Origin of the sequence: Microbacterium sp. USTB-Y, assembly GCF_023703415.1 — a bacterium.
Lineage (GTDB): Bacteria > Actinomycetota > Actinomycetes > Actinomycetales > Microbacteriaceae > Microbacterium.
The window spans coordinates 83,717-103,765 of the sequence record NZ_JAGMTU010000005.1 but is presented as its reverse complement, the minus strand read 5'-3'; the positions used below and the strand labels follow the sequence as shown (position 1 = coordinate 103,765).

Sequence of the window (20,049 nt, the reverse complement as noted above, 5' to 3'; positions counted from 1 at the left end):
CGCCCTCAGATCTCTGAGGGCAGCCGGCCTCTTCATCGACCGGTGAGCGGTCAGCGCGGACGGTTCGGTCCGACGCTGCCTCGGGCGAGCAACAGGTTGAGAAGCGCGGTCTGGACAAGGCCGAGATGCAGCGCCGCCACGTCGTAGCGACCGAGGGGGAGCCCCTGGAGCGGCAGCGGGATCGGCCGGCCTCCGCCGTTCGTCGGCGCGTTCTGCGCGTTGACGGTGAGCACCAGGATGTTCTGGAGGATCCCGAAGATCCCCGACAGCAAGGCGCTGACGGGCGCCCAGACGGAGTTGAGAACGCCTGTGGGAGCAAACAGCGCCTTGACGGCATCGATGACGAGGTTGCCGATTCCGCCCACGAGCGGGTTGAGGAGCCCGCCCAGGTTGATCGTGCCACCGAGCAGCTTGAACTGCGCCGTCGCCGTGCCCCCGAGGAAGTCCCCGAGGCTGCCCTGGATGAGCAGGCCCGTCGCGAGGGGTCCAGTGACCGATCCTGCCGAGATCGTGATCGTGATCAACGGCTTGAGCGCCTCGATCAACGAGTCGACCCAGGCGCTCAGGGTGTCCGAGAGCGCGTTGACCGGAAGCCCGGCATCCACGAAGAGTCGCGTGTTCGCCGGAAGGTTGTTGAGGAACGGTGTCACGTTCCCGGTGTACGCCCCGCCGAGAAGCGCCCCCAGGTCGAGAAGGAGCTCACCCTGCTGCAGGTTGATCTGCAGTGCCTTGCCCGACGCAGTAGGAATCGGTCCGGTAAGGCCGCTCGTGTTCACGGAGACCGACACGTTCAGAGCGTTCTGCCCAAGAGTGGAAAGCAGCGTTCCGAGGAGGGGAACCCCCTCAAGCAGCGCCCACACCGCGCTCGTCGAGATCGTCAGATTGGAAAGGGCGGTGTTGAGAGCGGTCGACAGCGCGCCTACGACGTTCGACTTGATCAGCAGGCGAAGGTACGCCAGCAGGTAGTCACGGGTGACGATGTCGTCATTGCCGGGCGTGCAGTTCGTGTTGTCGACGAACGCACGGCCTCCGACCGCTCCCACCTTGAGCTTGAGGTCGGAGACGTTCGAGAGCGCTCCGCCGAGCGAGGAACCCACAAGGCTCTCCAGGATGACCTTGAGGTCCAGGGAGCCGACGTCGACGTTGCCCGCAGCGGCACCGGTGTCGATCACGCCGTTGTTCGAGACGAGACCGCTCGCACCGATCGACTGGCCGTTCGAGTCGGCCATCGCGTACTGGTTGTACACGCCCGTGTTCGCCGGCACGAGGAATCCGAGCAGGTCGGACAGCAGCGCACCGGTGCCGGAGAGATCGACGTTGATGGCACTCAGCACACTCACGTCCAGCGAGTTGAAGTCGACGACGTGCTGCGGGGTGGCGGGGCCAGGCGTGTCAGCCTTCGCCGCGTTGATCGACGCGAGCAGATCGAGATTCTGATTGCCGATGGTGCCGCTGAGGAACTTGCCGAGACCATGGGAGTTGAAGATCGTGCCTCCGGGCCAGCAGCTCGCGGCCGCCATCGGCGCGGAGGTCGCGACCATCAGAGCGGGCACGGTCCAGGCCGCGCCCTTCATGATCGTGCGACGGGAAAGGCCCGCCCGGGTCTCGGTGGAGTCGCCCACCGGCGCAGCCGGGTCGTTCTCGATGCTCATTTAATTAACCCCCGAAGGTCGATAAATCATCCCCAGGATCACCCGATGATCCCGCATACGTCACCCAGTGTGGCCTAGCCGCGGCCGCAAAAGCAATCTCGATGACGTCGCAGAAGTGCTCAGATGTGCGTTCGCTGCGGCCGGAGAGGGTGAAATACCCGCCCAGACGCGGTCCATCACGCGACAGGATGTGCGTTTCTGTGCGCTCTCCGCCCTTCTCCCATGGAGGCGTGCCTATACTCCCCGGAGCCTCTTGGGCGTCCCAGCGCTGACCCGAACCGCGCGGGTGACACCCGATGGTCACCCGCTCAGGCGACCCCACCCGACCCAGGGTGACGTCGCCCTTTTTCAGGAGGAGTGTCGAGCAGCATGCTGATGGATGACGTCGTCGCGCAAGCGCGGCGGAGCACCTCGGACGGCGATGCCCGACGCCTGGCAGAACTCTTCGACCTGTACACGCTGGAGATGTACTTCGGCATCCCGAACGCCGAGCTGGGCGCGATGATCGCCGGCATCCCCGACGATGAACTGCGCCGGCACCCGCGCGCCCTACTCGCTGCTGTGACCTTCACCGCGCGCGACGCCGGCGAGAAGCTCCCCGCGCGCACCCTGCGCACGACTCCGTGGGCCGGAGACGAGCCCGAGCTGTGGAAGCGCTTCGCGGCGGCATGGCGTCAGCGCCGCATCGGGGACGTCGTCACCGCGCATCAGGAGATGCAGGATCTCGTCGCAGCGATCCCCACGGTGACGATGCCACTCGATCGGTCCAACGGCAGCTGGGCACTCATCCTGGGCCAGGCCGGTCTGAGCGCGGCTCTTGCCGGCGAGTTCCAGGAGGCGTTGACGTTCTTCGAGCGGGCGCTGCTGATCCCACCGGCCGGGGGGATGCACTTCCTCGTGCGCGGTTCCCATCTGCGCGCGGCGCTGGTGCACGCCATGTGCGGCGATCGGGCCGTCGCGCGCCTGCATCAGGAGCAGGCGGCATCCGTGCTGCGATCCTCCAGCTGGATCGAAGAGCAGCTCGATGCGGAGCGAGACCTCGTCGCAGCGCTGCTCGCAGGGCCCGCCGACGTCTCGGCCGCGTTCGACACCGTCCTCGCGCTCAGCTTCCAGAACACCGGCGAGACCTGGCCTTTCTACATCGACGCACTGAGTCGGCTGGGAACGATGTCCCGGAGAAGCGACGAAGCGCGCGAGCGGATCCAGCTGCTCCGTTCCACCGGACTGGGAGGCTTCGCGGGCGTGGGATTCGCCGGCAGCGTCTTCGGTCAGACGATGGCCCTCGACGCGCTCTACCAGGACGACACCGCTCAGGCAGGCCTCGAACTCGACACGACCGATCGCACGCACTGGCGCAGTCGGATCCTCGAGGGTCTGCTCACGCTGGTCGACGGCACCGACCCGCAGCGCGCGATCCGGATCGCCGAGGGGATCGCCGATCAGACCTCCGGCCTGCGCCAGGCCGAGAACCGGAGGCTCGGGTTGCTCGGCTTCGCCCAGTTCCAGAGCGGTGACGAAGCCGCAGCCGTCGAGACGCTCTCCGCTTTCGCGGGCGGATTCCCGCCCGAGATCGCCGCGGTGCTCGACGCCCTCGCCCCACGACTCGCGGCGCTGGCCGCCGAGCTCGTCGCCGGCTGGCCGGCGGCCGCAGCGGGCGAATCCGATCCGCTCGACGCACCCGCACTGCGCCAGAGCGAGCTCCGCGTGCTCGAAGAACTCGCCCAGGGCAAGAAGCGCGCCGCGATCGCCGAGGCCCTGTTCATCTCAGAGAACACGGTCAAGACCCATCAGCGCGCCCTCTACCGAAAGCTCGACGTGTCGGGCGCGACCCAGGCCGTGCGGGAAGCCCGACGGCGCGGGATCCTCTGACGGATGGACCGCCGCATCCGAGCAGTGCAGTCCGACGTAGACAGGCGTGAATACGCCGAGCCGCCACCTGAGCACGTCCGTGATGCTCAGATCGAACATGCCGGTTGTCCGTCGACGAGGAAGGGTGCCCAGATCCCATCACCTCGGACGATAATGATTCATAGCTGCGGGGGACGAAACTATGGGGAGCCGGAAATGCACGCGATCAGCGGGATCATCACTTGCGGGACAGTCGCGTGAGGGCCACTCTGCTTTCTGGCCGAGATCTGAGGCAGTGGCGCAGGGAATTCGAGGAGGGAATTCGGCCGTCTCCGCTCCCGTATGGAATCGATGCACTGGAGGCACGAGGTTATTCCTTCACCGGACCCGGCATAGGCAGAGGGCGAGTCGCAACGAAGGTGCGCGATGTTGCGGAGCATCGTCTCGGGATGCCTGTGGAAGGCCCCTTGAGGGCCACGGGCATGACCAGCCGGTCTGATGTCGTCTTCGCACTGCTCGAGCAGAATGGCGAACTGGCTGCCCTCTTCAAGCGACGCCGGCTGTGGCCATACGCCGGTACTCCCCTGGTCATCTGGAGCGTGTGGTTTGCAGAGCGGCTTTCCCGGGCGCCCCGCGATGAGCGGCGAGCGCTCGCACGCAATTATCTGTCCTGCGACCTGTTCGTGCATATGGCCGAGGCCGAGAAAGACATCCTGATCGACTCCGGCTTTTCCGCCGACCAGTTGATGGTGATGACCTATGGCGTCGCGGATCAGTTCTACTCGCCCCCTGATCAGCCCAGGGACATCGATATCGTCGCCATAGGACAGGATCTCGGGCGGGACTACGCCACGCTCTTCCGAGCGGTTCAAGGGACAGAACTGCACGTCGAATTGGTGTGCCAGCCGATCAACATTCAGGGTCTGGATCTGCCCGCCAATGTGAACTATCGCGGAACGGTCTCTCACACCGAATACGCCGATCTCCTACGGAGAGCCAAGATCGTCGTCGTGCCCACACACGATCTGATGTACCCGACGGGAAGCAGCGTCGCGCTGGAGGCCGCTGCGAGCGGCGCCGCGATCGTCGTGACCGACACCCCAGCGATGCGTACCCTCTTCACGCCCCGTGAGACAGCCCTCATGGTCGGTGTCGGCGACGATGAGGGTCTGCGCGAAGCCTTGAAGGAGCTCAGTGCGGACCACGCACTCCGCCGAGACCTCGGCGCACGCGCCCGACGATCCGTGGAGACGCGCTTCAATCCGCGGGTCATGTGGGGAGAGATCGACGAAGCGATGCACATGCGAGGGATCCTCAGCGCCACCAGGCGGCATCGATGATCTGGTTCATGCTCCCGGATCCCTCGCACCCCAGCGGTGGCGTGCAGATGCAGTACCGCATGGTGTCCCAGTTGAACCGCGCGGGCATTCCCGCAGTCGTGTGGCACGGCAGACAGAGCACACGTTTTGCCGAACCGTGGGCCGATGCTCCCGTGCATCGGGCACTGACAGCGACACTCGACGCCGGCGACGTCCTGGTGATGCAGGAGGTGGGCGGCGCGAAATGGCACTCGCTCGTGCCGAACATCCCGGTCGTGAAGATCGTGCAGGGTCACACGTTCCTGATCGATGATCCCGACGCAGATGGCCTTCCCGGGTTTCCTGGATGGCCGAACGTGCATGACGCCCTGGTGCTCTCCGACTACATCGAAGACGTCGTCGCGCTCCTCTCCGGGCCGGATGTCCGTGTTCAAAAGATCCCGCCGGGTATCGACGATGTGCTGTTCTCTCCCACGCCTAAGGACAGGGTGATCGCCTTCATGCCACGTCGCAGGGCAGCGGACATCGCTGGTGCGATTCGGATCGCCACAAGGGCTGGTTTGCTTCCGGACGGATGGTCGGTGCGTGCCATCGACGGGCTCGACCACGAGGGCGTCGCGCGCGCCTTGTCCTCGTCGTCGATCTTCCTCAGCGGGGCCGAGCGCGAAGGCTTCGGGCTCCCTGCGGCCGAGGCGATGGCGTCAGGATGTTACGTCGTCGGCTTCACGGGGGACGGCGGTCGCGAATATCTCACAGACGACGTCGCCACGGTGGCGCACGACAACGACATGGTCTTGGTTGCGAAGGCGATGGCCGCCGCGGCTCACGCGCTCGACGCGAACGACCCCCTGTTGAAGGCCAAGATCGCGCAGGGTCGCCAGCTCGTGCAAGAGAGGTACTCGTTGAAGGCGATGGAAGATGCGACGGTCTCTGCCTTCCGGACGATTCTCGCTCCCCGCTCACCGAGCATCATCCGCGAACGCACCCTCGTTCAGCACTACCAGACGCGCGCACCCCGTGGAGGTGTCCTGTGGAGTCTCTACCGCGCCGCGCGGCGGGCTGGGCGGCGCGGCGTGGGCCTATTCGGCCACTGACGCCCCTGACGCATCGCTCACGGTGAAGAAGATCTCGTGATCGAGGAACTTCTCCAGCCACCGATCGGGAAAGGGGCGCCAGGTCTCCTCGCCGGTGAGGTTCGTAGTCTGGGAGCGGTAGCACGCGAACGCTGCCTCCTTCAGCGGGCGCAGTTCTGCGACCGGAACCGACACCCCCGGGCGCGAGGCCGCTGCCAGTCGACGGAAGCGGATCAAGTCCACGACATGACGCAGCGGAGAGGCCCAGGGTTTCGCCCTGGAGGGACCGTTGTCCCAATGCCATACCGGGAATTCGCGCAGAACTCCCGTGAAGCCGCTCTCCTCCGTGGCAAGCCGGACAAGGCCGGCGACGATCCGATGCTCGTCGCTCCATTCGACGATGGAGGTGGTGAGTATCTCGCTGGGACCGAACTGCCGGATCTGATCCGTGATCGCGCTGACGACAGCCTGCGGCTGTGCTCGCAACTGGGCGGAATCGAATCCCAGGAACTGCACCGCACCTCTTCCGATGCCCAGGAGATCAGCTGCGGCGAGCGATTCGTCGCGGCGTATCGTAGCCAGCTCGTGCTCGGAGATGAGCGCAGATCGATGCGAGTTCCCTCCGTCGGAGACCACGACGACTCGCACTCTTGCGCCTCGCAACCGACGTCGCACCATGGTCGCTGCGCAACCGATGGTCTCGTCATCCGGGTGTGGAGCGATGACCAGAAGGTCACCGACATGATCGTCCGATAGCGGAGGCGTAGACGCGATCACCGATTCGCGCCATCGAGCATTGGCGCGACGCTGCGCGGGGCTCAGAAGCGGTCGGAAGAGCTTTTCCATGCCGAATCGCAGTTCTCTGCGCGCGCGCCGCGCGGCTCGAACCAGAAGCCTGTCGGGCTCCATAATGCGCACTCCCTGTCTTTTCGAGTGTTCCTGAGCCGCATTGGGCGCTCGATCCTGGACCCGGTCTGCCGCCATGGACCTTCCGGCCGGCCGCCGACTGAGCCTACCCGCCACCCTCGACCCCCTGCAGGCGTACCGACAACCGGTCCCGGATAAGATCATCGGCAGGGACACGGTAGGACCAGGGGGTGGAATGTCTCAGGACAGGCGCGCGTCATCGGCGAGGCGGAAGGTAGTGATCATCACGCCGACCGTACCTCTGACACAATCCGACAACGCCGGTGGCAACTTCTTCTCCTCGCTGATCTCGCAACTGGCCGACAACGAGATCACACTCATCGTGCCCGAGTCCGGCAAAGGCTCCGAGAACGCCTCCTTCCCTTCGATCGAATCCGTCATCGTCATCCCCGAGCAGCCACTGAGCGAAACACCTTTCGTCCGTGGCGCTCAGGAGCGATTTGATCGCCTCGCCCCGCTGCGACCTCCGCGTGGTTTCCTTCGAGGGCTCCAGGCCGATCCCCGTGCACACGCAGCGCTGAGAGATGCCGACCTCGTCGACATCGAATGGCCCTCGCTGTCGTGGTCGATTCGCGGAATCGCCGCGCTTGCACCGTCGGCGCGGGTTGTCACCACCCTGCATGACGTGCCCAGCCAAGGGTTCTGGCGCGAGTACCACACTGCGGCATCGATCAAGAAGAAGATCCTCTTGATGTCCGGCGCTCTCCAGGCGAAGATGCTCGAGCGTCGTGTCCTCGGGCGGGCGGACTCCGTCGTGGTGTTCAGCGAGAAGGACCGAGGGCTGCTCGACGCCGCGAGGAACGTCGACGTGCTTCTGCCCTGGATTCCAGGATTCGAGCCTGACGAAACTGCTGACTCCTCCCGCGCGCCGGTTGCGCTCTTCGTCGGCCCTCTCCGACGGATTGAGAACTGGGATGCCGCGGTATGGCTCTGCAGCGAGATCTGGCCGGCCGTGCGGCGCCGGCTCCCCGAAGCGCGCCTTCGCTTCATCGGCTCTTCGACTCCGTCGCGGAGAGAGCTCCTCGAAGAGACATCCGGGGTCGATGCGGTGGGGTTCGCAGACGACCTCGGCGCGGAGTACCGCAATGCCACTGTGGCGGTCATGCCGCTTCGCTTGGGCGCCGGCCTGAAGTTCAAGGTGCTGGAGGCGATGACGAGCGGCCTCCCCTTCGTCGCCACGTCCACCGCGACCGAGGGGATCGGCGACCACGAGTTCGCCCCCGCGTCGTTCGACGATCCTCAGAGGTTCGCCGACGAGGTCGTACGCATCCTGACCTCCGCAAGCGCGGAACGCGAGACCGCCTTGGACCGCCTGCGATGGGCACACAGCCGATACGGAGAACTGCCTTTCGAACGGGCCGTCACTGCGATCTACGGCGAGCCCTCAGAGACGGCGCCTGCGACCCGCGAACACTATGACGTGTCCGTCGTCGTGCCTGTGTTCAACGGGGAGCATCTCCTTTCCCATCAGTTGGCAGCGCTCGCACGGCAGGCGGAGGCGAAGGATCTGGACATCGTCATCGCGGACAACGGCTCGTCGGACCGGACCAAGCAGGTTGCGCTCGCTTACGGCGACGCGTTCGGCGCCCTCCGAGTCATCGATGCCGGTGATCGGCGCGGCGTCAACCATGCTCGCAACGTGGGGTTGGCGGCAGCGTGGGGTGAGAAGGTCCTCATCTGCGACCACGACGACGAGGTCCACAGCGGATGGGTCGCTGCCCTTGCGCAGGCATTGGAGACCGCCGACGTCGTGGGCGGTCATGCAGTGCCCTATTCCCCATCGCTCTCCGGGCGTCGCCACGCCCCCACAACGAATCTCGGAGACCCGCTTCATTCCGTGTTGGGCTACCTCCCCTACGCAATCGGAGCGTCTCTGGGCGTCCGCCGCGCGGCGGCCCTCGCCGTCGGCGGCTTCGATGAGACGTTCATCGGCGGCCATGACGAAGCCGACTTCTGCTGGCGGCTTCAGGAAGCCGGGTACTCGATCCGGGGCGAAGAGAAGGCGATCTTGAGCTATCGGCAACGTGCGCGCGCTCGCGACGCCTACCGTCAGGCACGAAACTCGGCGAGAACGAGACTCCTCCTCTGGGTGCGGTTCGCGCGGACGGGGGCCCCGGTGGCTCCCGTATCGTTTCGCGGCGCGATCCATCAGGCTCTCTTGGCCGTGACCGATGTGGCTCGTCTTGTCCGGCCCGGCACTCGGGTCGAAGCTGCGAAGGGGATCGGGTGGGCGCTGGGTACTCTCGAAGGTCATTGGCGCTATCGCCTGCGCAAGCAGGTGCCGGATCGAATGCTCATGTCCTCCCTCGAGCGTGACGAAAGCAGTCCTTCGAGCTCAGAGCCGCGAACCGAACCTTCATCTCTGCAGAACTCCCGGTCGGCGCGGTGATCGATTCGACCGTCTCGGCCCGAGGCCGCCTGCTGCTCTACATCCAGGCTGGAGCGATCCCGCGCCTCCCCGACGGTGCTCTGGGCGTACCGAACAAGACCGCGATCGGTCTGCGAGCATTCGCGAATCGCTGGCAGGGACCTGTCGCGATCACTTCGTTGGAGCCTCCGAGAGAAATCTCCGAGGCGACTCCAGGCAACGAATGGGTCACCCCGGCAGCGGATCGCGGATTCGCGGCAATAGCGACCATCAGCGCGGCTGATATCAACGCTCTCCGCCCTGCACTCGTCCATGGCAGTGTGAACACCCCGGGTATCGATGACGTACTCGCGCTGGGAATCCCCGTCGTGCTCGGCGATGACTATTCTCCGAGCGTCAGACGACATATCTCGATGCTCGGAGCCACGAACATCGCCGACCGGGCGCGGATCGCTCTGGGGGCGGAGCGTGCGCGTCGTAGATTCGATCGAATGGTTCGAGGAGCGGCAGGCTTTCACGCGAACGGCTATGCGTCTTACGAGCACTATCGCCGCGTTCACCCCTCCGCGCTCGTCTACTTCGACCACCGAATCACCCGTGCCGATCTGGACAGCGCGCGACCCCGGTCAGTGCCGGATTCGCGTCCACTGCACCTCGCCTTCTCCGGCAGACTGATCCCCATGAAGGGCGTGCAGTACCTGCCGCTCCTCGCCGAGGAGCTGCATCGCCGCTCTCTGGATGTGAAGATCTCGGTGGCTGGAACAGGCCCGTTGTCGGAGAGCCTGAAAGCATCAGACCATCTGTCGCTCCTCGGGCACCTCGATTTCGATACGGAATGGAAGAATTTCGCGACGTCCGTGGATGTCATGCTGTTCCCGCACGTACAGGGCGATTCTTCGAGCACCTACTACGAGGCGATGGGCATGGGGGTGCCCGTGCTGGGGTTCGCGAATGACACGCTCTCGCCCCTCCTGCGACATGGCGGCGGCGGATGGGAGGTGCGGCAGGGCGACATCCGTGCGATGGCGGACCTCATCGAAGCGATCTCCCGAGACGAGAACCTGTTGCGCGACCAATCGTCACAGGCTCTCCAGTACATGGCTCCCCTCTCGATGGAATCCATCTTCGATGAGCGCGTGCGGGATTTCATCGAGAAGGCGGCCCAGAAAGCACACGGCTCAGCTCGTTAATCCCGCGGATCCCACCCGCCGGGGATGTCCTCCACGAGATGCCAGGAGTCAAGGTACGCATCTCCGCGTCCGCCGTTCCGACTCCGGGCGAACAGACGGGGAGCATAGACGACTCGGTCGCGATGCAGACGATCACCGAGGTACCCTCCCCACATCGAGAACGTCGAGTTCGGGATGATCAGACGGCGGGCATGCACGAGGGACGCAAGATCCTGCTGGGGGGAACTATCCACCTGATAGGTCACCGGTGCGAACTCCGACAGCATCGCATCCAGATTCTGCTGACACCAGGGCACGTCGTCGGAGACGACCTGAAGATGGCTCACCGGTTCCGTTGAGGACATGCTCTCCAAGGCGGTGCGCACGTACCCGTGGATATTGATCCCGTATTCCTTCTTGTGCTCGGGGACCGAGTAGTAGTCACCACGCCGCACGTTGACCACCACCGTTTCCGGGGAGATCTGATCCATTCCACGAAGCGGACTCTCCGGCAGGAGCACGGTGTCGATGAAGTCGGCCAGCACATCAGGCTTGAACGTCTCGACATTGCCACCCGACCACGGCATCAGCCTTTGGTCGGTGAAACGGACCTGGGCCGGCCGCAGCAGATACTCCCGCACGAACCCCGGGAACATCGTCTCCAGGAGCTGATTCCCCGGGTGCAGCAGAGCGAACCTTCTGCGCGTCTGATGGGCGGACTCGTGAGCCCACAAGCCCAGCATCAGATAGTTCCCGAAGCGCATCCACGGCGGCGTCCATGCGACCGGGCGGCCTCGGCGGACCCCGCTCAGCAGCGCGGCCTTCGTTGAACCGATGAGCCGCAGCCCCGACGTCGACAAGGTCATCGCAGTCGCTCCTTCGGAATGAGGTCAGAGTTTTCCGAGTTCGACCAGATGCGCAAACTCGGGTACAGCACGCTCGACCTCGTCGAAAGTTCCCTCAGCCGCGATCGACCCGGACTGCAGAAAGACGAGCTTGTCGGCGTTGCGCACCGTGGAAAGGCGATGTGCGACCACGATGATCGTCACCTTGCCGTGCAACGATTTGAGCGCTCTGGTGATCTCGGCCTCCGTCGCATTGTCCAGGGCAGATGTCGCTTCATCGAGAAGCAAGACCTCTGGCTCCCGATACAGGGCGCGCGCAAGACCTAGGCGCTGCCGCTGTCCTCCGGACAACCGCGTCCCGCGCTCGCCGATCACCGTCTGAAGGCCATTCGGAAGCGATTGCACCAGCGAGTCGAGCTGCGCGAGTCGCAGCGCCCTCAGAACACCCTCACGCGAATCGGCAGTCGCCGGATAGCCGAAGGTGATGTTCGATTCCAACGTGTCGTTCAGCAGGAAGACCTCTTGGGGCACGACGGCCAGAGTCCGGTACCACCCGGCCCTGTCCTCGAAGATTGACTCGCCGCCGACGGAGATGGTTCCGCTGCTGGGCTCGAGAAGACCGAGGACGATATCGATCAGCGTGGACTTCCCTGCACCGCTCGACCCGACGATGGCGGTGGTCTCATGCTGCGCGATGACGAGATCGACATCGCGGACCACCGGTTCCGACGCGTCCGGATACTCGAAGGTCACCCTGTCGAGGACGATGTCACCTCGATAAGGTCGGCCGCCTGACGGAGTCGTCTGAAAGGCGTCCTCGACGTCCAGATCCTCGGACGCGTCCGCAAGGATCTTCAGTCCCGGTTCCGCCGAACGGACGTTGCCGACAGTAGCCGCGAGAAGATTCATGGTGGGGATCGCCCTCATCGCTGCCGCAGCGAAGAGACCAAGGGTCGTGATCGCACCCGCGGTCGAGCCCGCCGAGAACAGGACAGCCGCGATCCCGGCGACCGCGAACGCGAAGACGACCTGCGATACGGCGGCAGGAACGGCACCCAGCGTCGACATGATGCGGCCCGCGCGCATCGACCTCAGGCGCGTCTGCTCGTATGCGCCGACGAAGCGTTCGGCTGTGTTGGTGAGACGCGCCTCACGGAATCCCTCGATGAGCGGCAGCATGTGGAACCAGCCTTGGAGATCCGCCTCCGCACCTTCCTCTCCCGCGCGCCGCTGAGCCGGCCTGAGCACGCGCTGCGTGATCATCATCGATGCCCCGAAGAGCACGACGGTCAGAATCGTCACAAGAGGCGAGGCGATCAGCAGGACGATGCAGATGCCGGCCAGGGTCAGCGCGCTGGTGTAGATCGTCAGGACGTTTGCCAGCGCGCTGACCGACGTCACGACGAGCCCCATGTTCCTGATCACCTCCGCGTTCGACCGGGTGCGGTGAGACGCATACGGCTCCGACGCATAGCGCCGAAGCAGCTCAGTGGCGGCGCGTACCCCGAGAGTCGAAATCCGCCCCGACTGCCACCAGGTCAGGAGAACGGAGAGGCCGCTGGAGACGAGATAGACGACCCCGATGGAGAGCGCGAAGACGGGAATCAAGACTTCTGGATTCGATGTGCCGATGATGCCGGCCACCCATTGCACCGCAAAGCCCGAGGCCGACGGGTCCGAGAAGAGCTGCAGAAGCGGAACGATGGCGACGACCGGAATCGTGCTCAGCACCGTCTGAGCAATCATGATCAATGCGGACAGCGCGATCCACGGAAGACCCCGGACGCCGGCGAGAGCCAAGAGCGAGCTCAGCCCTCGCCGGACCTGCGCATCGAAGACGATCAGCATTCATCTCCCCCGTCTCCTGAGTAGCGGCTCGCCAGACGATCACACATCTCATCTCGTGACAGGATCCGACCGGCCCCGAGCGTGCCGTCGTCAGCCGAGAGCAGTGCCCGACTGACGGTGAGGGAATCCACCTGATCGAGAAGGCCCCCTCGACCTACGATCTCATGGTTGCCCCCGACGTCGGCAGCCACGACCCTCAGGCCTCGTGCGACGGCGTCGAGCAGTGTGTACGAGCAGTTCTCCCAGATCGACAGCTGCACCAGCACGTCTGCGTCGGCCATCGCCTCGTCGGGATCCATGAACCCTGGAAAGCGCACGGCATCTGCCAACCCGATTCGGCTGGAGCGGCGCTCGAGCTCCGCACGCAACGGGCCCTCCCCCGCGATCGTCAGAGTCGCCTCGGGGCGCTCCTTCTTCACGAGTGCGAACGCTTCGATGAGCTTGTCGATCCGCTTCTCCGGGGCGAGACGGGACAGCGAGAGGATTCGCGTCCCCGTGACCGTCGAGGGATCCCGCGGTTCGACGCCCTCGGGCAGGTCGACGCCGTTGAGGATCACGGTGATCGGCTGAGTCACATGCCATTTCTGGATCATGGCGCGCTTCGTCGCCTCGGCGACGGCGATGACGCCGTCGAAGCGGGGGAACCGGGCGCGGTGCACGAAGGCCATGACACGCGACTGCAGCGAGGAGTGGTGATAGACGCCGTCGTCGCCGGCGATGCCGTGCTCGGTCGTGAAACGACGGGTGCCGCGGGGCAGGCGCGTCCAGGCGTTGATGATGTCGGCGTAGGCGAGGTGCGAATGCACGATGTCGGGACGGAGCGCAGCCGCGGTCCGGCGCAGCGTGCGCATCGACGCCACAGGCCCGGCATCGGGTCCGAAGCGTCCCGTCGTGACGGCAGCGCCCTGCTCCCGAAGGCGCTCGGCGAGCGGCCCTTCGGGGCACAGCACGACCACCCTCCAGCCCGGTATGCCGACCCGGGTGGCGTCGAGCACATGGCGCGCGACCCCGCCGAGATCCGCGACGGGGACGATCCAGAGCGCTGTGCGCATCGGCTGCTCCGGGACACCGCGATTCGGCGCGGGCACGGCTTCGCGGTGCGTCCGACCGTCGAACCCCGGGGAGCGATGAGCGTCGCGCCACGACTCGGAGCGGAGGTCCTCCGCGCCGTTGCGGTAGCCCGAGCGGCCTGCGGCCTCGACGCCGAGTGCGATCAGGCGACCTCGCAGCCCCGCCGGGACGGCGGAGCGAAGTCCGTCGATCGCGCGGCCGTAGCGGCGATAGCCGCCCTGCGACCGCACCGACGCCGCCAGCGCACCCACCGCGCCGTTCCACAGATTCCCGGCGAGCGAGCCGGGTGCTGCGGCCGGCCGCACCGTTCCTGGGTGCGCACGTTCGAACTCGTGCCTGCTGGCGCCCGAGACGAAGGCGCGGGTGATACGCACCCCCGCGCTCGGCGCGGGTCCGCGGTGCACGATCTCCAGCTCCGGGGCAATCACGATGCGCACACCGGCTTCTCTCAAACGGAAGCCGAGTTCACCGTCCTCGCCATAGGCGAAGCTCGTGTCGAATCGGCCGAAGCGGTCCCAGGTCTCGCGAGTCACAGAATTGTGGGCAGCCCAATGCACCCAGGTCTCGGTCTCGTCGCGCTTGTAGGCCGTGGCGAGATGCCGACGATTGGCGGGGATGCCGTAGGCCCGCGCATAGGGTGTGTCCGCGAAAACATCCCGGGTGGCCCCGATGACGCCGAGCGGAACGTCGCTCGACGCATGCAGTTCGACGTGCCGCCGCACCATGTGGGGTTCCGGGCTCAGATCATCGTCGCACCGGATCAGCACCTCCCCCTGCGCCACCTCGTACGCGCCGTTGAGCGTGGCGGCGACTCCTCTGCTCTCCTCCGACGCGATGACCGTCAGCGGAAGGCGGTCCCGGTAGGTCTCGAGCACGGCCCGGGATCCGTCGTCTTCGCCGTCGAGAGCGACCACGACCTCCCACGCACCCTCGAAGTCCTGACGCGTGAGGCGTTCCAGGAGCTCGGGGAGTCGCTGCTCTCCGCGATAGGAAGGGATGATGACGGAGGCCTGCAGGGCAGGGCGTTTCGTCTCGCTTCGCTCGCTCAACGACCCCGGAGCACGCGGCTCGCTCAACGACCCCGGAGCACGCGGCTCGCTCAACGACCCCAGAGCACCCGGCTCGCTCGGCGACCCCGGAAGACGCGACTCACTCGACGACCCGTCAGGATCGGTCACAACCAGGCCTCCATGCGGTCCAGCGCCGTCCAGAAGCCCGCACCGTTGTCGACGTGGCCCTGCCAGATCTCGGGGATGAACGGCGTGCCCGGCGAGAGCCGGTCCATCCGCTCCGCGAACTCCTGCCAGTCGATGTCACCCTCGCCCACCTGCACGCCCTCGCCGTCGACGCCGGTCGCATCGACCAGGTGCCAGTGGATGGTGTGCGGTGCGAGCAGGTCGACCGCCTCGGAGAACGCCATGCCCAGCCAGTTGGTGGCGAGCTTGGTGTGCGAGGCGTCGAAGCATAGAGCCGTGCCCGTCTCCTCGGCGAACCGGACGGTGTCGCGCGGGTCGAGGAACAGGTTGTGGAACTGCTGCCCGCCCATCAGCCACGGGTAGGGCGGCAGGGTCTGCGCCGCGATCCGCACTCCGGTGGAGTCCAGGCGCTTCAGCGCGGCCGCGACTCGGGCGTACTTGTGTGCGCGCTGCTCGGGCTCGATGTGCTTGTCCTTCGTGAACCCGCCCATGGTCACGACCATGATCGGATCCTCCTCGACGGTGAACCACCGGCGCAGGTCGCGGGTCACGTCGATGGTGCGCTGCACTTCGCGGATCGAGCGCTCCCAGGTCTCCTCGTCGTCGGAGGCGAGATCCACCAGGAAGTCACCGGCGAACAGATCCGGCAGGTGGGTGGTGAACCCGATGGGCAGCTTCTCGGTGAAGAACTCGTCCATGTCGACGTCGAGATCCTTGTACGAGAAATGGAACTCGAGGAAGTCGGGGTTGGACTGCTTCAGCAGAGCGGCCGCATCGTGATAGCGCACCGGGAGCCCCCAGGGCCGGCGGAACGTGAACGGCCGCCCCTCGGGGGCCGCGTCGCGCAGGTCGCCGTCGAAGAAGAACTCACCCTCGGCCATGTCGCGCTTGAGGGTCCGGCCGAGCAGCTGCGGCAGCGCATTCGGCTGCAGGCCACGTCCCGGGCTCTTCACCATCACGTCCTCGGCGGTGATGACCGCTCCGCCGGTGAGGGGACGCGCGGCGACGAGGGACTTCGCCAGCGTCACCCGGTTCATCTGCTCGCCGGTCGACACCACGCGGGTCTCGCCCGTCCCCATCGAGGTCTCGATGTCGCGGATCTGCTCGACCATGATCCGGAACTCGTCCGGCAGCAGCGACACGGTGTGGTCGTTGCCCTCCATCGCGCGGTCGACCGTGAAGTGCTTCTCGATGATGTGCGCACCGCGGGCGACGGCAGCGACCGGCACGTGCCAGCCGCGCTCGTGCCCGGAGTAGCCGACCACGCACTGGCCGATCTCGGCGAGCCGGTCGAGGTAGCGCAGGTTGAGGTCCTTGTACGGCGCGGGGTACGTCGACTGGCAATGCAGCAGCGCGAAGGGCGCGCCCTTGCCGCGCAGCAGCGCGACGGTCTCGAGGATCTCGCTCTCGCGCGACATTCCCGTGCTGAGCACGAGCGGCAGGCCCTTGTCCGCCGCGTCGGCGATGAGCTCGTGGTTGGTGAGGTCGGCCGAGGCGATCTTCAGCGCCGGGATCCCATAGTCGGCGAGCGCCTGCACGCTCGGTGCGTCCCACGGCGTGCACATGACGTCGATGCCGGCGTCGCGGGCGTGATCGAACACCTCGAACAGCTTCTCCGCAGGGAGGGAGAACCGGCGCAGGAGGTCGAGCGTGTACTGCACTCCCAGATCCTCCCCTCCGGTCGCCGCACCGCGCTGGCGGTAGAGGGCGTCCATGTCACGGAGCTGGAACTTCACCGCATCGGCGTTGGCTCCCACGGCGAGGTCGACGAGGTGCTTGGCGAGGTCGACGGATCCGTTGTGGTTGTTGCCGACCTCCGCGATCACGAACGCCGGGTGACCCGGCCCCATCTCGTGGGACCCGATCCGCAGCGTGCCCGTCTCGTCGAGGGCGATCGCCCACAGGTGGCCGCGCTCGTCGACGAGCGGCACATGATGCACGCCGTCGCGGCCCAGCAGCGGGGCAATGTCGGCCGGCGCGGCGGTGTGCGGGGCCGTCTGCACACTGCGGTTCGCCACGGTCGCGCACGACACGTCCAGCGAAGCGTTGGGGTTCTGGATGATCCAGCGGCGGAAGTCTCCGTCGGACAGGGATCCCTGCAGGATCCCGTGCTCGTCGACGCAGAACACGATGCGCTGCTTGTTGGCGTTGATCTTGCCGAGGCCGACCAGCACGGGGTCCTCGCCGAAGACGATGTACGGCGCGAGGTCGCGTTCGATGATCATGAAATGTCCCCCGTCTCTTCCGGTCCGTGCACCCTTGGGGCCGAACCGTACAGGTCCCCCAGAACCTGCTCTGCGATGCGCAGATCCACCAGCGTATCGATGTCGACGCCTTCCGCCTCGTCCATCACGAACAGCCCCACCCGGCCTCCGATCCTGTTGCGCTCCCGCTCGTAGATCTCGGTGCGGGTGAGGTACAGCGAGCCGGTCTCCTTGTAGAAGTAGTCCTCGGCCGTGAGATCCTGCCGGCGCGGTCGCGCGGCGGGGTCGTACTCCGCCGTCGCGCTGCCGGAGTCTGCAGGATGCCAGAAGAAGGGCGTCTGCGCGACCACGCCCACGAGGCTGTCGACGCCGGTCTCCTCGAACTCCTGCACCGCCCGCTCGATCGTTCCCGCCAACCGCACGGGCGAGGTCGCCTGCAGCAGCATCACCGCATCGGGCCGCCGCCCCTCGGCGACGCGGTGCGCGATCGCATGCTCGATCACGGGCTCGGTGGGCGTGGTGTCCTGAGCGAGCTCCGCCGGACGCAGGAACGGGACATCGGCTCCCGCACCGCGCGCGATCTCCGCCAGCTCCTCATCGTCGGTCGACACCAGGACGTCAAGTCCCGCGGCGAGAGCCTGTTCGATGCTCCAGGCCACGAGCGGCTTGCCCGCGACGAGCCGGGCGTTCTTGCCGGGCACGCCCTTGGATCCGCCGCGCACGGGGATCACACACAGGATGTTCATGAGGCTCCTTCGGCCAGGGCGAGCACGGCGTCGGCGATCGCCTGGGCGGGCTCGAGGGCGGGACGGGCGGGCGGCGGAGTGGGAGAGTCATCCGCATCCCAACGCCGGATGCCATAGCGCTCCCAGAACTCGCCGAGCCAGCGCGGCGGGTTCGGGTAGAAGGCCCAGGACGGCAGTCCGGCCGCTGCGGACTCGAGGATGCCGGTCGAGAACGCCGCGACGACGGGCCCCCTCGACTCCGCCAGTGCACGCGCGCGGCGATCGATCCGCATCCCCTGGCGCTCCCAGATCCCGTGCTGGAGGCGCGACAGCCGATCTGCTTCCGAAGGATGCGGGCGGTATACGGCCCCTGTCTCGCGCCAGAATCGTGTCGTCGCCCGTGCCATGCCGTGACGGGGCAGCTCGGCCCCGTGCAGCTGGCCGAGGTAGGTCGGCGTACCTGTCGCCGGTTCTGTTCTGGGTGTTGCCCCCGCATCCCAGAGCAGCTGGGCTCCGACGACGGTCCACGCGATATCGGAGCGATTCGAGGCCCAGAACGCACCGTCCGAGTCACTGAACGCGAGAAGGTGCGCACGCGGAGGCAGCGGCGGAGCGAACGGAGTCATCAACCCGTGCTGGACGACGATGTCAGGAATGCCCCGCTCATCGGCAAGGCGCCAGGCGGCGGCTCCCGCAGGGAGATAGTGGCCGGCACCGACCACGGCGCTGAGCGAACGCGGCATGCTTTCTGGCGCGGCAACGCGAGCGCCCTGTGCTTCCCCGCCCAACAGCTCGACGAGCTGCTCGGTCGTGTGTACCGAGCTGACGACAGCCAGCGCGGGAAGCCGATCGATCAGCCCGTGCAGGGAGGCGATCCCTGATGGCGAGTGAGAGTCGATCGCGAGGAGGACGGCAGGATCCGTGCCGCGGACGGCGCTGCTGAGCGACGGTTGCGCGAGAGCTCTGCCGGACAGGCGCGCTTTCCAGCCCTGAAGGCGATGCTGACGAGCCTGCCAGCTCTGCCACTCGTGCAGATGCTCCGGGAAGTTCAGGCCCACAACTGCTCCAATCGCCGAAGACGATGTGCCAGGGTGTGCTCGGCCAGCGTTCGCGCGCGCCCCCGCGCCCGGATTCCGTCCGCCCAGCGAGGGTCGCGGACCGCCCTGCGGCAGAGTTCCACGAGTTCGTCCTCCGATGAGTAGGCGAGCACCTCGTTGCCGACCTCGTAGAGGCCGCTGACCTCCGGACGGTCACAGATCTCGACGGCGCCGACGCCTGGCGCCTCGAACGTGCGCATTGTGAAGCCGTCCTGGTCGCCGTGGAGATTCAGCGTCGCGGGCGAGTCGCGCATGGCCCCGTATGCCTCGCCGCGCGAGAGCTCCCGGCGGGTGGGGATCCCGGGGGTCGCGTAGGAGCCGGTGCGGATCACATCGATCGGATGCCGGGACCAGTCCCGCCCGAAGGCCACCACGTCGAGGTCTGCTTTCGCCAGCCTGCGCAGCACCGCCTCGCGGCTGGGGTACCGCGCGCCGATGAGGCTGATTCCGCGCACCGGTTGCGGCACGACTGCTTGGAGTGCGTCGAACCCGAGCGGGACGTGATGCGCTTCTACTCCGCGCCCCTTCAGCTCCTCGGCGTCGAGAGCGCTGTATGTGGCCACGGCTCCGATCCGGCCGAGCACTTCGGGATCGTAGGACATCCGCCGCAGCTCGTCGTACATCCAGGTGACCCGGCGAACACGACGGGACTCCAGAGCATCCCACCAGCGATCGTCCAGGAGGTCACCACGGACAACGAGCACCGC

14 protein-coding genes are annotated in these 20,049 nt (G+C 66.5%); 5 read left to right on the top strand and 9 right to left on the bottom strand.

Translation table 11 applies throughout. The annotated features are described in order from the left end of the window. Positions 1-50: 50 nt before the first annotated feature. The gene (locus tag J8G10_RS13350; protein WP_251445683.1) at positions 51-1,652 is read right to left on the bottom strand and encodes a choice-of-anchor G family protein; all 1,602 of its coding nucleotides are present in this window, start codon (positions 1,650-1,652) and stop codon (positions 51-53) included. A 369-nt stretch (positions 1,653-2,021) separates the two neighbouring features. On the opposite strand from J8G10_RS13350, the gene J8G10_RS13345 reads away from it, so the two are divergent. From J8G10_RS13345 to J8G10_RS13335, 3 genes are all read left to right on the top strand, one after another. Beyond that, entirely contained in the window at positions 2,022-3,521 is a 1,500-nt protein-coding gene (locus tag J8G10_RS13345) for a helix-turn-helix transcriptional regulator (protein WP_251445680.1), read from the top strand. A 461-nt stretch (positions 3,522-3,982) separates the two neighbouring features. Beyond that, the gene (locus tag J8G10_RS13340; protein ID WP_251445678.1) at positions 3,983-4,840 is read left to right on the top strand and encodes a glycosyltransferase; all 858 of its coding nucleotides are present in this window, start codon (positions 3,983-3,985) and stop codon (positions 4,838-4,840) included. Beyond that, the gene (locus J8G10_RS13335) at positions 4,837-5,913 is read left to right on the top strand and encodes a glycosyltransferase (protein ID WP_251445675.1); all 1,077 of its coding nucleotides are present in this window, start codon (positions 4,837-4,839) and stop codon (positions 5,911-5,913) included. Before J8G10_RS13340 ends, J8G10_RS13335 begins: the two co-directional genes overlap by 4 nt. On the opposite strand, the gene J8G10_RS13330 is transcribed toward J8G10_RS13335, so the two are convergent. Then, positions 5,899-6,738, bottom strand: coding sequence for a PIG-L deacetylase family protein (locus J8G10_RS13330; RefSeq protein ID WP_251445673.1), 840 nt, complete (start codon positions 6,736-6,738; stop codon positions 5,899-5,901). The two genes, J8G10_RS13335 and J8G10_RS13330, sit on opposite strands and share 15 nt — an antisense overlap. A gap of 298 nt (positions 6,739-7,036) precedes the next feature. On the opposite strand from J8G10_RS13330, the gene J8G10_RS13325 reads away from it, so the two are divergent. After that, a complete protein-coding gene (locus J8G10_RS13325) occupies positions 7,037-9,208 on the top strand; it encodes a glycosyltransferase (RefSeq protein ID WP_251445670.1) in 2,172 nt (723 codons plus the stop codon). Then, positions 9,205-10,377, top strand: coding sequence for a glycosyltransferase (locus J8G10_RS19580; RefSeq protein ID WP_251445667.1), 1,173 nt, complete (start codon positions 9,205-9,207; stop codon positions 10,375-10,377). Before J8G10_RS13325 ends, J8G10_RS19580 begins: the two co-directional genes overlap by 4 nt. Here the strand turns inward: J8G10_RS19580 and J8G10_RS13315 are convergent. From J8G10_RS13315 to J8G10_RS13285, 7 genes are all read right to left on the bottom strand, one after another. Next, complete coding sequence (locus tag J8G10_RS13315; RefSeq protein ID WP_251445665.1) at positions 10,374-11,222, bottom strand: alpha-1,2-fucosyltransferase; 849 nt, start codon at positions 11,220-11,222, stop codon at positions 10,374-10,376. The two genes, J8G10_RS19580 and J8G10_RS13315, sit on opposite strands and share 4 nt — an antisense overlap. A 24-nt stretch (positions 11,223-11,246) precedes the next feature. Next, the gene (locus tag J8G10_RS13310) at positions 11,247-13,049 is read right to left on the bottom strand and encodes an ABC transporter ATP-binding protein (protein ID WP_251445662.1); all 1,803 of its coding nucleotides are present in this window, start codon (positions 13,047-13,049) and stop codon (positions 11,247-11,249) included. Continuing rightward, entirely contained in the window at positions 13,043-15,169 is a 2,127-nt protein-coding gene (locus J8G10_RS13305) for a glycosyltransferase (protein WP_251445659.1), read from the bottom strand. The genes J8G10_RS13310 and J8G10_RS13305 overlap by 7 nt, the downstream gene beginning before the upstream one ends. 125 nt (positions 15,170-15,294) lie before the next feature. Then, positions 15,295-17,541: an N-acetylneuraminate synthase family protein gene (locus J8G10_RS13300; protein WP_251445656.1), complete on the bottom strand. Its 2,247-nt coding sequence runs from the start codon at positions 17,539-17,541 to the stop codon at positions 15,295-15,297. Beyond that, the gene (locus tag J8G10_RS13295) at positions 17,538-18,266 is read right to left on the bottom strand and encodes a cytidylyltransferase domain-containing protein (RefSeq protein ID WP_251445653.1); all 729 of its coding nucleotides are present in this window, start codon (positions 18,264-18,266) and stop codon (positions 17,538-17,540) included. Before J8G10_RS13295 ends, J8G10_RS13300 begins: the two co-directional genes overlap by 4 nt. Then, the gene (locus J8G10_RS13290; protein WP_251445650.1) at positions 18,263-19,303 is read right to left on the bottom strand and encodes an RNA-binding protein; all 1,041 of its coding nucleotides are present in this window, start codon (positions 19,301-19,303) and stop codon (positions 18,263-18,265) included. The genes J8G10_RS13295 and J8G10_RS13290 overlap by 4 nt, the downstream gene beginning before the upstream one ends. After that, positions 19,294-19,965: a glycosyltransferase gene (locus J8G10_RS13285; RefSeq protein WP_251445647.1), complete on the bottom strand. Its 672-nt coding sequence runs from the start codon at positions 19,963-19,965 to the stop codon at positions 19,294-19,296. The genes J8G10_RS13290 and J8G10_RS13285 overlap by 10 nt, the downstream gene beginning before the upstream one ends. Positions 19,966-20,049 lie beyond the last annotated feature (84 nt).